Below are 14,508 nucleotides of genomic sequence, written 5' to 3'. Positions count from 1 at the left end.
CTGGTGCCCCAGGAGGCGCGGCGGGGCGGATATTGCACGGCGGGGCGAGAAGGTGCTGCTCGCCCACGAGCTGCGCACCGACGCCCTGCGCATCCTCATCCCCGCCGTCACCGCCCACACCCAGGAACGGCTCGCCTCCTTCAAGGCGCTGCTGCTGGCCGGTATCGCCCGCAGCTACGGCGGCGACCCCGACCACCTCGCCGTCGTCACCGACTCCATGCCCGAGGAACGCGGCGAGGCCGCCCTGCGCCGTCACTTCCTCGTGCTGTACGACACGCTGCCCGGGGGCACCGGATATCTGCACCGCCTCGCCGGCCAGGACGGGCTCAGGGGTGTCCTGGAGGATGCCCGCCAGGTGATCGAGACCTGCGTGTGCGTCGGCCAGGGCCGGCCCGCGTGCCACCGTTGCCTGCTGCGGCACGTCACCGACGGCGAGTACGAACTCGTCTCCCGCGAGCACGCGCTGGACATGCTCGGTGACCTCTTCGGCCGCACCGCCGACCGGTGGAGTACCGAACCCGTCGCCACCGCCAGGGACATCACCCTCGTGCACCAGGTGGAGAGCGAACTGGAGGCACTCTTCCGGCGCGGGCTGCTCGAATGGGCCGAGCGGGTGGACGAGGTCAGCGTCCGCACCGCACTCACCGCCGACGGAACCAGGGACACGACCCTGCGCTTCACCGCACCCGACGGCACGGTCCGCGGCTGGCAGATGGAGACGCAGACACCGCTCGGCTTCACCCGGCCCGACGTCGTTTTCCACAGCACCGACGACGACCGGCGGGTGGCCGTCTACCTCGACGGCTACCGCTATCACGCGAGCCCCGAGCACCTCACCGCCGAGGACGACGCGGGCAAACGCACCCGCCTGCGGGCGGCAGGCTGGCAGGTCTTCCAGCTCACCTGGGACGACGTGCAGGCGTGGACCGGGCGGACGAAGCCGCAGGCCGACCCCGTCTGGAAGCCGTACCCGAACACCGCGCAGAAGACGGCCATGGACGTCCACCGGCGCATGCACGGTGGCGACACCCGGGACCTGTCGCGCTTCGTGTGGGCCAACCCCGTCGAGACACTGATCGGGTACCTCACCGACCCGGACCCCGACGCCTGGCGGCGCCGCACCCAGAGCGCGCTCGCGGGCTTCGCCGCCGTGTCGGCGACCAGCAGGGCGCTGGCCGACGGCGAGGAGACCGGCCGCAGGATCGGCGAGGCGCTGCACGGGCAGCGGCTCGCCGGAGGACAGGGCGCCGTCCAGATCATGGCGACCCGGGACACGTCAGGGTGTCCGCTCACCATCGCGCTCGACCTGCGCAGGGGACAGACCGGGGCGGTCTGGACCGCACTGACCGTGCTCGACGACAGCGCGGACGTGGTCGCGGCGGACGAGGCCGCACACCGGCGGCGCTGGCAGGCCTGGCTCTACTGGAGCAACCTGCTCCAGTTCCTCGACGCGGGCGAGGGAGACGGGGTCCAGCTCACAGCCGCCATGCTGCCGGGATTCGAACCGGCCGAACTGGCGGTCACCGGCGGCGTCGGGTGGCTCACCTCCCAGCGGCGGGCACACGAACCCGAGGCGGTCGGGCAGACCGCCGAGGAGGCCCCCGCGGCCGTCCGCGACCCCGCCTGGGACGAGGTCATCGAGTTCCTCATCGACGACCCCGGTCTCCCTGGCCTCGCCCGCGTCCTCGCCGGCCTCGGCCTGCCCGCGCCCGAGGCCGGCTACGAACTCGGCGCAGCCGCCTGGCCCGCCGAACTCGCCTGGCCTGCCCGGCGGATCGGTGTCGTCCTCGCACACCGGCCGGACCCGGGCAGCAACCGGGACATCGACGCCGAACAACGCGACCGGGCCTACCGGGACGCGGGCTGGCAGGTCCGCACCGCGACGGAATGGGACGCCGGCGAACTCGCCGGGCTGGTGCGCAAAATCGCCGGTCCGGCCACGAACGAACACGAGGAGAACGAGCGATGACGGTTACCGGCGCGCCCAGGACCGGCGTGACCCTGCGCCTGCTGGACAAGGCCGACAAGGAAATCGTCAAACTGGACCGCGCCGTCCTCGGCGCGTTCTACAAGTTCCAGCACGACTTCCGCCGCAACCCGGACGCCGGCGGCTTCGACCTCAAGCAGCTGGAAGGCCACGACCGGCTCTGGTCGGCGCGCGTCAACCGCGAGTGGCGGGCCCTGATGATCCGCCTGGGCGGTGACGACTGGCTTCTCGTCTCGGTCAAGCACCGCGGCCACGTCCACAAGAACCTGGACCGGCTCAACTACGGCATCAACCACATCACCGGTGCCATCGAATACGTGGACCTCCAGGTCGTCGAGGAGCACGTGCAGCGCCGCGAACCCGCGCCGCTCGCAACTCCCGCTCCGGAACCCGCCCCCCACAGGCCGGTGGAAGAGCGCCTGTTCGCCGCGTACACCGACGAACAGCTCGCGGCCCTCGGCGTCGCCGAACCGCTCATCCCGATCGTCCGGAAACTCACCACGGACGACGAGCTGCTCGGCCTCGCCGAGTACGCGCCCCGCCACACCGGTGAAGTCCTCCTGCGGCTGCGCGACGGGGTTCCCTACGAAGCGGTCATGGACCAGGTCACCGCGCCCGTCGCCGTGAGCGAACCCGAGCAGAACCTCGACACCGACGACTGGCAGGCGGCCGTCGACCGTTCCCAGACCGTGGTGATCACCGATGACGAGTTCCTGCAGAGCATCCTGGAGGAGGGCGACTTCGGGCGGTGGAAGATCTTCCTCCACCCCACCCAGGAGAAGCTGGTCCACCGGCGCTACTCGGGCCCGGCCCGGGTCGGCGGCGGGCCGGGGACGGGCAAGACGATCGTCGCCCTCCACCGTGTGTGCCATCTGGTGCGGGCGCTCCCGCCCGGTCGTAACAAGCCCGTCCTGCTCACCACGTTCAACAAGAACCTCGCCGCCGACCTGCGGGCCCGGCTCCTCTCGCTCGGCGGCCCCGACGTACTGGCCCGGGTCGACATCGCCCACGTCGACCAGCTCGCCACCCGCCTCGTCAGCGAGGCCGACCCGGGCAGCGCCAAGCGGCGGATCGACGACACGGCAGCCTTGCGCGAGTGGCGGGAGCTGCTGGTGGAGGCAGGGGAGAACCGCTGGAGCGCCGAGTTTCTCAGCGACGAGTGGAACCAGGTCGTCCTCGGCCAGGCCGTGACCTCCCGGAGCGACTACTTCGCCGCACGGCGCGCGGGCCGAGGACGCAGCGTCACACGCGCCGAGCGAGCCGGCATCTGGCAGCTCGCCGAACGTTTCACCCAGCGCCTGGAGACCAAGGGGCTGGAGACCCACCGCCAGGTCGCCGAGCGAGCGGCCCGGCTGGAGATCGCTCGCAAGGCCAGAATCGACCGGCGATCCGAGGAACGCGACGACCGCGGGGGCCTGGACAACCTCCACGTCGAGGCCGGCTCCGGTGCCTGGCTGCGCTACCGCTACCGGCACATCGTGGTCGACGAGGCGCAGGATCTCAGCGCCGCCCACTGGAAGATGCTGCGCGCCATGGTGCCGGCCGAGCCCGACGACATCTTCCTCGTCGGCGACACGCACCAGCGGATCTACGACAACCAGGTCACACTCGGCAGCCTCGGCGTCCACATCCGCGGCCGGTCCTCCCGATTGACCCTCAGCTACCGCACCACGCGGGAGATCCTGAGCGACGCCATCCGGGTCCTGGACGACGCGGACTACGACGACCTCGACGGCAGTGCCGAGACGATCGCCGGATACCGCTCCGTCCTCCACGGCTCGAGCCCGTCCCTGCGGGGCGCACGCAGTTGGGACGAGGAAATGGACCACGTCGTCGAGCAGCTGCGCGACTGGCACGACGTGCCCCGCGAGTCCACGGCGATCTGCGTCCCCACCAACGACATGGTCACCCAGCTCGCCGACCGCCTCGCCCGACGCGGCATCACCCCGACGGAGATCACACAGGACGGACCGCGGAACGACCAGGGTGTCCACATCGGCACCATGTACCGATTCAAGGGACTGGAGTACCGCTGCCTGATCATCGCCGGGGTCTCCGAGGGACTCGTACCCCGCACCTCCGTGGACGCGTGGGAACGCACGGACCCGAGCCGCCACCAGCGTGAGCTGGACCGGGCGCGCTCGTTGCTCTTCGTCGCGGCCACCCGCGCCCGTGACGCGCTCGCCATCACCTGGCACGGTGAGCCGAGTCGCTTCCTGGCACCGCTGCTTCCGCCCCGGTGAAAGGGCGCACTCCTCTCCACCGGCGTTGCTGACCGTTGAGGCGTGATGTCCTTGGAGCTGTCGGAGTGTGATCGATGCGGTGGGCCGTGCCGCCGGGAACAACGCCTGAAGCCAGGATGGTCCGCTTGTGGTTGCGGCGGCGTGCGGACGGAGTGCTGGTGGACGTCATGACCCCCCTGGCCAACCTCGCCAACCGGCCGACCCGTACGGAGTGTGTCCGCCACCGCACGGCGATCGTGGAGGCGTCAAATAGAAGTCGGCGCGGCCGTCGACTCCGGTTGTGGGAGGCTGTGTTGCATGCCTACTTCCCGAGCGGCCACCGTCCGCGTCGTCGTTGCCGCTCCCCAGCCCGACCGCGTCGCACGGGCCACCACGAACCTACTGGCCGCAGCGGACCACCCGCTGGACGTCGAGATTGTCCTCTACGGCGCGGGCGTCGACCTGATCCTCGACCGGATCCCGCCCGCCGAAGCGGCGGCGCTGCACGAAGCCGGTGCCCGTGTACTGGTCTGCGCCAACACCCTCAAGGGCCGCGGGCTGACAGCGGAGGTTCTCCCTCCGTGGGTCGGCGTCGTGGACGCGGCTGTCTGGCATCTTGCCCTGCGGCAGCACCAGGGGTGGTCGCTCGTTCCGGTCTGGTGACGGGTCGGCCGCTTCAAGCACCGTCACCATGGGCCCGCCCTCGGCCATCAGTCGCAGTCCCTCTCCGCGGACCTTCTCGGCCCGCGAGCGCGGCCGGCTCCTCCAGCAGCCCGCTGGACGTGTCGGCCGTGACGCTCATATGACGCTCCTGCCGTCCCGGAAGATCCACGGAGAGCCGAGGAACCTCGCCTGACCTGGTATTTTTCCGATCCCGTCCAGGCCGACATGATTCCGATGACGCACCACGTGGAGTGCGTGGCGATTCTGGAGCCGGTCAAGAAGGATGCCTGACCTGCGATTTTACCAGTGCGAATGATGTGCGGTGCGGGTGTTACGGGCGATGTCCCGACGCTCATCTGACGCTCGTTCAGCATGTTTCCTTACGTATCGTCAGCCCTGGAAGGCCGCCTTTCCGGTCAGGCTGTACGCCCGATCGGGAGGCGGCTTCCGCGTTTGGCAGGTGGCCGACGGAAGGCTTGTCGGGGTGCTCACCGAGCCTCTCCTGCTTGATCACTCCCCGTAGTGGGCCTGGGAATGGGGTTGGCTGGGCGGCCGACCCCAGGGGCGCGGTCAGCCGCTCGGGCCAAGGCGCGAGCATCCCCGCCGGCGTTCGCGGCGACCGCGAGCTCACGGCGGAGGTGGTCGGCGTAGGGGCCAGGGCCGTGCGAGGGCGATGATGGCGCCGTGGTGACGCCGGCCGTCCTGACCTCGAACGGTGGAGCTCCGAGTGCCGAGGAACCTCCTGATACCGGTGACCGGCTGACCGCTGTCACCGGGCTCGCCGTGCTTTCGTTCGACGCGATGGCGTAAGGCCTCGCGGCCATCGTTCTCGTCCTGGGACGGTCGGCGCCTCGCCCCCGCATGGCAGCGACTCGGCATGCTCATCCGGCAACAACTGAATGCGTGAGGAAAGCGTCCGGTGCGCTGCCACCTTCAAGTCCGAATGGCGCGCAGATGCGTCGAGAAGCTGCACGTACAGAGTTACGGGCGATTACTTCCGCTGACCTGACGCACGCCCGACGGATTCTCCGACTGGGCGTCAGTGGCGAGAAGCCGCCTCCCGGGCCGGGCTGTGTGCCCGGTCGGGGAGGCGGCTGTCTAGCCCGCTTCGGGTGGGCCGGCCGCGCCCTTGGTCTTGCTCGGCCTGCTGCGGGCGACGGCGAGGTCGAGTAGCTCGTCGATCGCGTACTCGGCCCTGCCGGGGCTGCCGTAGCGGGTCAGCTTGCCGCGGCTGGCCCACTTCCGGATGGTCGCTTCGGTCACCCCCGCCGCCATGGCTGCCAGTTGGGTCGAGACGGTGATCTTCCCCTTGGCGGAATGACGGGTCATCGCCCCGTCGCCTCGTCCCCGCCGGCGCCCGCGGCAACCGGTTCCCCGATGCGGTTGAGCCGACGGGCCAGGAGCAGCCATTGGTGGGGAGGCCAGACATGCCCCGCGTCGCAGCGCACGTCCGGGGACGGACCCTCCCCGGTCGAGGGCGTCTGCGCGTACATCTGGCTGTCACATCCCGGGTGCACACAGGGCCCGAGGTCGATCTGCGGGGCCGAGTCCGGGCGGGCGGCCTTTTCTGCCGCACGTACCAGCATGGCTACTTCGTGGGTGAAGTCGCTGGCTGCGGAATGGGTGATCAGCCAGTCGAGGTGACGTGCCAAGAAGCGACTCAGGCTCCGGGTGGTGCGCTCTGTGGGTTTGCATATGCCTCGTTCAGTTGCCACCAAGGCAGCCCAGGAGGCCAGTACTCCCAGCATCTCGGACCGTGCTCTGACGGCCTCGGTATTGAGCGGAATACCGGAGCGCCGGATACCGCTGACCCGCTCGCCGAACCGGAGGATCGGGCGGGCCAGAGCGAGTTCGCACTCCTCGTACAGGGCGGGGAGCCCCGCGAGGTCGTGCCGCAGGCGATCGCTGCAGCTCCGACAGATGAGAGGCGCAGAGCCGTCACTGCGATGACCGGGGGGTGTGTTCGGGTCGCGCCGACAGTGCTGGGATGCGCACGACGGGCGAAGCGGAATATCCCCCATGGATTCCGCTTCTCGCGTTTCGGTCAAGGAAGGAGGTGAAGGCTGCTGCACGTGAGCTGATCCGTTTCATCAGAACAGATGTATCCGGACGCGTGAGTTTGCACAGGCGATGGATTTCGCGTGCCTGTGATCTCGCGTGACGAACCATAAGGCGGTCGAACTGGTGGGCTCGAACGGGTTTGTAGTTCGATTACTGTGACTTGCGTCACAGGGGCCGCGGCGCTGTGCCGTGGCGTCCTCTCACCGGGTCGGTCGCTTCGACGGAGTGCGGCTCGACCCTTCCGGGCCCGCGGTGAAAGTGGCTCGCGCATCCGTGATGGGGCGGTCGCCGTCGCATGGGGTCGGCGTGCCGGGAGCGGCTGGGTCGCGCCGTGGCGGGCCGGCTGTCGCGGTCCTTGAAGGCTCGAACTTTTGGGCATCGGCCGGTGGGTGGGTCGAGACCAGGTCCACGTGCAGCCATCCGTTTCGTCGGAACCGGCGCCTCAAAGCGCGGGCGGTTCCAGTGGTGTTGGGCTGAGGAGTCCGATAGGTGCATGACGACGATAGGGGGCGGAAGATCCGGGAGGCGAACGCCTTGACGGTTCTCGAATGGTGACGGCCGTCACGCCCCCGCCTTGTGAGCGCCCGTGCGCCCGGCGACTTGCCGCTTCCCTCCCGGCTGGTGTTAGTCTATAACATGTTAGTCGGTAACTAGAGCTTGGAGGGGCCATGGACCGTCAGAGGTCAGGCGGACAGTGGTGGTTGCTCGCTGTGCTGTGTCTGGCGACGCTGGTGGTGAGCCTGGACATCACGATCCTGAACGTGGCCTTGCCCACCATTTCCGAATCCCTGCACGCCACCACGGCCGAGTTGCAATGGATCGTCGACTCCTACTCCCTCGCGTTCGCAGGTGCGATGTTGCCCGCCGGGCTCTTCGGTGACCGGTACGGGCGCAAGCGGGTGCTCCTCGGCGGGCTGGGGATCTTCGCCGTGGCCTCCGTCTGGTCGGCGCTGGCCGACTCGACCGGTGCACTGATCGCCGCCCGCACCCTGATGGGTGCCGGTGCCGCCATCGTCATGCCCCTGACGCTGGCATTCGTCGCATCGACCTTCTCCGCCGCGGACCGCCCCAAGGCGATCGCGGTCATCACGGCGGCCATCGCCGGAGGGCTTCCGCTCGGGCCGATCGTCGGCGGCTTCCTGCTCGAGCACTTCTACTGGGGCTCGGTGTTCTGGATCAACGTGCCGGTGGTGGCGATCGCGGTGGCCGCCGGTGTGGTGCTGCTGCGGGAGTCCCGCAATCCGGCGGCAGCACGGCTGGACGTGCCCGGCGCGCTGCTCGCGGTGGGCGGCATCGTGGCGCTGATCTACGGCTTCATCAGCGCCCCCGAGGTGGGTTGGAGTTCGGTTCGCACCGTCGTCCTGCTGGTGGGTTCCGTCGTGCTGTTCGCGGCCTTCGTGCTCTGGGAGCGCCGTGCGGCGGACAAGCTGGTGGACCCGGCGCTGTTCCGCAACGCGCGGTTCACCTGGGGCACGATGGCGGCCGTGGCGGTGTCCGTCGCGCTGTTCGGCGTGCTGTTCGTCGTACCGCAGTTCCTGCAGGCGGTGCACGGTCATGACGCGCTGGGCACGGGTCTGCGGCTCGTGCCCCTGATGGGGGGCCTGCTGGTGGCGGGCGGTGTGGCAGGGCCGGTCGACAAGCTGATCGGAACCAAGATCACCGTGTTGATCGGCCTGCTGGTCCTCGCCGTCGGCCTGGTGGTGCTCTCCCAGGTCACGGCCGACGGTGGCTACGGTCCGATGGCTACCGGCCTGACGCTGTGCGGTGTCGGTATCGGCGGGGCGATGGCGCCGGCCATGGATGCCGTCACGGCCGAGGTGGGCGACGAGGCAGGTGCAGGGGCGGCGGTCACCAACACCCTGCGCCAGATCGGTGGCGCGCTGGCCGTCGCGGTGCTGGGCAGCGTGATGTCCGCCGTGTACAGCGGCGGGCTCGGTGACGCGCTCCTCGGCCTGCCCGCCCCTGCGGCGGACGCGGCTCGCGAATCGGTGATGGGCGCGGCCGTGGTCGCCGACGGCATGGGACCGCAGGGCGCCCCGTTGCGGGCCGCCGCCGGAGCGGCTTTCGCGGACGCAATGTCGACGGTGATGCTGAGCTGCGCAGGTGTCGTGCTGCTCGGTGCGGCGCTCTGCCTGCTCTTCCTGCCCGCACGGGCCTCCGGAGCGGTGGCTTCGCTCGCGGTGGCGGACCGTCCCGTGATCGCGGGTTGACCGGCGCCGGGCGTGTGATCGCCGGAAGGGCTCCCCGGACCCCGCCGGGCGGGATAATCGACACATGAGCAGCGAGAAGGAGCCGTCGGACTGGCGGGCACGCAAGAAGGCGGCGACCCGCCAGGCGATCCAGGAACAGGCGTCACGCCTGTTCCTGGAGAAGGGGTTCGACGCCACCACCGTGGAGGAGATCGCGGCGGCGGCGGGCGTATCGCACATGACCTTCTTCCGGTACTTCCGGACGAAGGAGGATGTCGCAGCCGACGACGACTACGACCCGATGATCGGGGAACTTGTCGCGGCCCGGCCGGCCGGCGAGTCGGTCGTCCAGAAGATCCGGCAGGCCTTCGTGACGGGTCTGGCCCAGATCTACGACACCGACCGGGGCGCACTGCTCGCCCGCTACCGGCTGATCCTGGAGACGCCGTCGCTCCGCGCCAGGCTCTGGGAGAACCAGAACCTGACACAACAGCATCTCGTGTCCGTGCTGTCCGAGGCTTCGGGGCGGGACAAGGGCGACCTCGGGCTCCAAGTCGTGGTGGCGGCCTGCCTGTCCGCCGCCGCGACCGCCATCCGGGTCTGGGCCGAGAACGACGACAGCGCCGAACTTCCCGAGCTCGTCGACCGGGCCTTCGCCGCCCTCGAAGAGGGCCTGGGGGACGCGGGGTTCTAGGAGCCGGACCTTCCGGCGCCTCCTTCGCCCCGCGCCACCTGCGAAGTTGACAGATCATCGGCGCTTCTGTCACGCTTTTCGGACAGGGCACACGTGTGTCCGAGAACAGTTGGTCCACCCTCAGGTGAGGTACTGGAACCGGCCAGACTTCGGATCGCCCAGCTGTCGCGCACCGGCTTCATTGCCGTGCCGCGTTCACTCATCTCCCTCTTGCGTACAGCCGTACCCGCCGCGCCCAGGCGCCGGGACGCTCCCGTCAGACTCGCACCGCGCCCGTTCAGCGCTCCGCGGCCGTGTTCACGAACACGGCCGCGGAGCGCTTTTGCGTGGTTCGGAAAGGAACGCCAGTGCCCGTAGTTTCCACCCGCCACATCACGGGGGAGTCCCCGGAGAGGGTCTGGGCAGCGCTGCTGGACTGCGAGGCCTTCCCGTCGTACATGACGGAGGTCGCGGCGGTCGACGTACTCCGACAGGAGGGCGAGCGGCGGATCAGCCGCTGGTCCGTCCAGCTCCGGGGTTCCGAGCTGGAGTGGGAGGAAGAGGACCTCATCGACCCGGCGCGGCGCCGGATCGACTTCCGGCAGACCGAGGGCGACCTCGCCCGCTACACCGGGCACTGGCAGGTCGGTGCCGACGGCGCACGGACGACCGTGGAGCTGGAGGTCGACTTCGACCTCGGAATCCCGCTCATGGCCGAGATGCTCGACCCGATAGCGAAGCGCGCGCTGCGGGACTTCTCCCAGGCGGTGCTCGGCAGCCTGGGTGAGCGCGCCGCAGGCGCGGCGGCCGGAACCGGCCGATGACCGCGGCGGCCTCCGTGGACGCCGGCCGCGGCGCCGATGCCAAGGACACCTTCCGCCTCATCCGCCGCCACTTCTCCCCGGCGCTTTCGTTCGCCGGCAAGTTCGCCGGCCAAGGCGCCGTCGAGGTGTCCGCCGGCGGCAGCCGGGTGCAGCTCTCCGACGGGCGCAGCATGCTGGACTTCGGTTCCTACGCCGTGACGCTGCTGGGACACCGCCATCCGGCCGTGGTGGCCGCGGTGCAGGAGCAGCTCGGCACAATGCCGGCCTCGACCCGTTCGCTCGCGAACACCGTCCCGGCCCGTGCCGCCGAGCGGCTGGTGGAGTACCTCGGGGCTGCGCTGCCCCGGGTGTACTTCGGCAGCAACGGCGCGGACGCCGTCGAGGTCGCCGTGAAGCTGGCCAGGCTGGCCACCGGCCGGGACACCGTGGTCGCGGTACGCGGCGGCTTCCACGGAAAGACGATGGGCGCACTGGCACTCACCCACAACGAGCGCTTCCGCTCCGGGCTCGACGGTCTGCTCGGCGGCGTGGTGCACGTGGACGCCGACGATCCGGACGCGATCGCGCGGGTTGCCGCGGAACGGCCCGTCGCCGCTGTGGTGTTCGAGCCGGTGCAGGGCGAGAACGGCGTGATTCCGCTCGACGTGGAGGTGCTTCGCCAGTGGTGCGAGGATGCCCACGCGGTGGGCGCCTTCGCCATCTCCGACGAGATACAGGTGGGGCTGCGGCGCTGTGGCGCCCGGTCGGTCGCCCTGGCCGAGGGGCTCCCCGTCGACGCCGTACTGCTTGGCAAACCGCTCGGCGGCGGTGTGGTGCCGCTGTCGGCCGCCGTGTGCTCCGACGCTCTCTACCAGCCGCTGCTGTCCGACCCGGTCCGGCACACCGCCACCTTCGGCGGGATGCCGTTGTGCACGGCGGCGCTGCCGGCCGCACTGGACGTCGTGGAGGAGCACGCCGAGCACGGCGTCGCTCTCGCCGAGCGGATGCACGCCGCGCTCACCGACCTCCACCGGCGTCATCCGGACGTGGTGTCCGGGGTCCGGGGGCGGGGGCTGGCCTGGGGTCTCGACCTCGCCACGCCGGAGATCGCCGGCGAGGTACAGATCGGCCTCGCCGAACGCGGCCTGCTGGTCTCGCCCTGTCTGAGCCGTCCGGAGACGCTGCGGCTGCTCCCGCCTCTGGTGGCTTCGCTTGCGGAGATCGACCAGGCGGCAGAGGCGCTGGACGGAGCGGCCGCGCAGGCCCGGGCGCAGACCGGCGGCGGACGCGAAGAGCACTGAAACAACATGAGCACTGAAACGCACATATCCGTACAGGGGGAGAAGAGCATGGACCGGGACCAGGTGTCGCAGGTTGTCCGCGAGTGCATCGCGGTGGTGCTGGGTGTCGCCGAGAACGAGCTGGCCGAGGACACCGACCTCCGGGCCGAGTACGACATCGACAGCCTTGAGCTGACGGAGATCGGGGCACGGCTGGAGAGCGAGTTCGGCATCAGGCTGGCGCTCGATGAGCTGGGGCACTTCCAGAACCTCGGCGACGCGGTCGCGCTGATGCACAAGCGGCTCTCGCCGGAAGTGGCGACCATATGAGGACCCGGGTGGCCGTGACGGGGATCGGACTGAAGACCCCGGGCGGCCACCACCTCAAGGACGTCCTGAACTCGCTGCACGCGGGCAAGTCCACCGCGTCCACCGTGCCGGAGCTGCTTGAGGGCGGCTCGCCGGTCACCTTCGCGTGCACCGTGCCGCCGTTCGACCTCACGCCGTACTGCAGCCCCAGGGAGCAGCGGCGGATGGAGCGGCCCGCGATGCTGGCACTCGCCGCCGCCAGGGACGCGGTCGGGCAGTCCGGGCTGGACGTGGCCGCCGCGCCCGACGCGGTCGGGGTCGCGGTCGGCACCGGTTTCGGCGGCCTGAGCGCCGTCGAGCGGATCGTGGGGGAGGTCGGCCGGCGGCCGGACCAGGTGTCCCCCATGGCCGTGCCGCGGGTGATGCCCAGTTCCCCCGCCGACTGCATCAGCCTCAAGCTGGCCGCCCGGGGGTCCTCCCTCACCTACAGCGCGGCATGCGCCAGCGGGGCGATCGCCATAGGCGAGTCGATGCTGAAGATCCGCTCCGGTGAGCTGACCGCGGTGGTGGCCGGCGGGGTGGACGCCGGCGTGACACCCGTCGCGATGTCCGCCTTCGCCCGGATGCGGGTGCTCTCCACGCGCAACGACGACCCGGGGTCCGCCTGCCGGCCCTTCGACGAGGACCGCGACGGCTTCGTGATGGGCGAGGGGGCCGCTTTCCTGGTGCTGGAGAACTGGGACCACGCGATGGCCCGGGGCGCCACGATCCTGGGCGAGGTCGCCGGATACGGCAGCAACTCCGACGCCCACCATGTCGTCGCCCCGCTCGAGGACGGCTCGATGGCCGCCCGCTGCATCGACGCGGCGCTCGCCGACGCTGGGCTGGGCCCCCAGGACATCGGCCACATCAGCGCCAACGGTACCTCGACCTGGGGCAACGACGCGGCCGAGGCCCGCGCCATCGCGCAGTCCTTCGGCACACTGCGCCCGCCGGTGACGGCGGTCAAGGGTGTCCTGGGCCATCTGGTCGGCGGGGCCGGCGCGGTGCAAGCCGCGGTCGCGCTCGCGGTGGCGGCCGACGGCGAGGTGCCGCCGGTGGCCAACCACCACCGCGGCGAGGAGCCCGGGCTCCTCGATGTGGTCGCGGGCGCGCCCCGCCGGATCGCCAGGGCGGCCGCTCTCTCCAACTCCTTCGGATTCGGCGGACACAACGCCTGCCTGGTTCTGTCCCCCGGCCGATGACGCGCATACGTACGAGGGAAAGGCTTCGATGAAAGTCCTGCTGACCGGTTCCGGTGGCGTGGTCGGGAGTGAGGTGGCCGATCTGCTCGCGAGGGCGGGCGAGTCGGTCGAGGTGACCGCCGTGACGCGGCGGCCGAGCCGCCCCGGAGAGACCCGCTGGGTCCTGGGGGCCGAGCCGCCGCCGGCCGAGCTGCGCGAGCAGCACTGGGACGCGGTGATCCACAGTGCCGCCTCCACCCGGTGGACGATGACCGAGGCCGAGGCCACCGAGGCCAACATCCGCACCACCGAGGCCGTGCTCGAACTCGCCGACGGCGAAACCCATGTGGTCCACGTCTCGACCGCGTACGTCGAGGGTCAGGACGCCAAGCCGCTGCCCTCCGCCTTCGGCCGGCACCGCAACGGATACGAGTGGTCCAAGGCCGAATGCGAGGACCTGGTCCGTGCGGCGCACACCGGCCCGCTGACGATCGTGCGGCCGCCGCTGGTCTTCGGCCGTCGTACCGATGGTGCGATCTCCCGGTTCTCAGGCCCCTACACGATGGTGCAGGCGCTGGTCTCCGGGCTGGCCCCCGCCGTGGTCGGCGATCCGGACGGGTTCGTCGAGATCGCCCCGGTCGACCAGGTCGCCGAGGTGATCGCGGCCGCCGCGCTGGGGGCGGCGCCCGGCACTCCCGCAGTGGAGGTCATCGCGGCGGGGGACGGCTGCCTGAGGCTGTCGGAAATGATCGGCGTCATCTGCCGGACGCTCAACGACTGGCGCGAGGAGGAGGGCATCACGCCGGTGGCGTACCCGCCGTTCATCACGAGCCGGCGCTGGCACCGCTTCTTCCTGCCGCTTGCCGAACAGCACCTGTCCGAGGTGCAGTTCCGCGCCGTGGAGCTGCTGGGCATGTTCGAGGGCTACACCAGCATGCCGGAGCCCTTCCGGCCGACCCGGCGGGTCGCCGACCCGTCCGAGCTGCTGGCCCGCTCGGTGCGTTGGTGGGCGCAGGCCAAGCCCCGCCACGCGAAGCGGCTGCCGCGACAGTGGAGCCTCATCCCTGTCTAGACCGGCACGGGACCTGCACGAACCCC

12 protein-coding genes are annotated in these 14,508 nt (G+C 70.6%); 10 read left to right on the top strand and 2 right to left on the bottom strand.

Annotated features, from left to right (window positions below):
- Positions 1-52: 52 nt before the first annotated feature.
- The 3 genes from ACFYY7_RS07160 to ACFYY7_RS07150 all read left to right on the top strand — a co-directional run bounded on the left by ACFYY7_RS07160 (position 53) and on the right by ACFYY7_RS07150 (position 4,872).
- Entirely contained in the window at positions 53-1,969 is a 1,917-nt protein-coding gene (locus tag ACFYY7_RS07160) for a Zn-binding domain-containing protein (protein WP_388658409.1), read from the top strand.
- A complete protein-coding gene (locus ACFYY7_RS07155) occupies positions 1,966-4,230 on the top strand; it encodes a UvrD-helicase domain-containing protein (RefSeq protein ID WP_388658130.1) in 2,265 nt (754 codons plus the stop codon). The genes ACFYY7_RS07160 and ACFYY7_RS07155 overlap by 4 nt, the downstream gene beginning before the upstream one ends.
- A 297-nt stretch (positions 4,231-4,527) precedes the next feature.
- Positions 4,528-4,872, top strand: a complete 345-nt coding sequence (locus ACFYY7_RS07150; RefSeq protein WP_388658127.1) for a DsrE family protein — start codon at positions 4,528-4,530, stop codon at positions 4,870-4,872.
- Between the two features lie 1,098 nt (positions 4,873-5,970).
- Here ACFYY7_RS07150 and ACFYY7_RS07145 read toward each other — a convergent pair.
- Both ACFYY7_RS07145 and ACFYY7_RS07140 read right to left on the bottom strand, forming a co-directional pair.
- Positions 5,971-6,201, bottom strand: a complete 231-nt coding sequence (locus tag ACFYY7_RS07145) for a MerR family transcriptional regulator (protein ID WP_388658125.1) — start codon at positions 6,199-6,201, stop codon at positions 5,971-5,973.
- A complete protein-coding gene (locus ACFYY7_RS07140; protein ID WP_388658122.1) occupies positions 6,198-6,524 on the bottom strand; it encodes a hypothetical protein in 327 nt (108 codons plus the stop codon). Before ACFYY7_RS07140 ends, ACFYY7_RS07145 begins: the two co-directional genes overlap by 4 nt.
- A 1,077-nt stretch (positions 6,525-7,601) precedes the next feature.
- Between ACFYY7_RS07140 and ACFYY7_RS07135 the strand changes: the two genes are divergently transcribed.
- From ACFYY7_RS07135 to ACFYY7_RS07105, 7 genes are all read left to right on the top strand, one after another.
- A complete protein-coding gene (locus tag ACFYY7_RS07135) occupies positions 7,602-9,143 on the top strand; it encodes an MFS transporter (RefSeq protein WP_388658119.1) in 1,542 nt (513 codons plus the stop codon).
- A 64-nt stretch (positions 9,144-9,207) separates the two neighbouring features.
- Positions 9,208-9,816 (top strand): TetR family transcriptional regulator, encoded by a 609-nt coding sequence (locus ACFYY7_RS07130; protein ID WP_388658116.1) that lies wholly within the window; start codon positions 9,208-9,210, stop codon positions 9,814-9,816.
- 347 nt (positions 9,817-10,163) lie between these two features.
- The gene (locus ACFYY7_RS07125) at positions 10,164-10,619 is read left to right on the top strand and encodes a type II toxin-antitoxin system RatA family toxin (RefSeq protein WP_388658113.1); all 456 of its coding nucleotides are present in this window, start codon (positions 10,164-10,166) and stop codon (positions 10,617-10,619) included.
- Positions 10,616-11,899 (top strand): aspartate aminotransferase family protein, encoded by a 1,284-nt coding sequence (locus tag ACFYY7_RS07120; RefSeq protein ID WP_388658111.1) that lies wholly within the window; start codon positions 10,616-10,618, stop codon positions 11,897-11,899. The genes ACFYY7_RS07125 and ACFYY7_RS07120 overlap by 4 nt, the downstream gene beginning before the upstream one ends.
- A 6-nt stretch (positions 11,900-11,905) precedes the next feature.
- Positions 11,906-12,208 carry an acyl carrier protein gene (locus tag ACFYY7_RS07115; protein ID WP_388658108.1) on the top strand — a complete coding sequence of 101 codons (303 nt, stop codon included), beginning with the start codon at positions 11,906-11,908 and terminating at the stop codon, positions 12,206-12,208.
- A gap of 14 nt (positions 12,209-12,222) precedes the next feature.
- On the top strand, positions 12,223-13,431 hold the full coding sequence (locus ACFYY7_RS07110; protein WP_388658105.1) for a beta-ketoacyl-[acyl-carrier-protein] synthase family protein: 1,209 nt from the start codon (positions 12,223-12,225) through the stop codon (positions 13,429-13,431).
- Positions 13,432-13,459: 28 nt separating this feature from the next.
- Positions 13,460-14,482 carry an NAD-dependent epimerase/dehydratase family protein gene (locus ACFYY7_RS07105; RefSeq protein ID WP_388658102.1) on the top strand — a complete coding sequence of 341 codons (1,023 nt, stop codon included), beginning with the start codon at positions 13,460-13,462 and terminating at the stop codon, positions 14,480-14,482.
- Positions 14,483-14,508: the final 26 nt, after the last annotated feature.

The organism is Streptomyces sp. NPDC001933, assembly GCF_042890955.1.
In the GTDB taxonomy this organism is placed as follows: Bacteria; Actinomycetota; Actinomycetes; order Streptomycetales; family Streptomycetaceae; genus Streptomyces.
The sequence above is the reverse complement of the archived record's forward strand: the minus strand, read 5'-3'. Positions and strand labels throughout refer to the sequence as shown.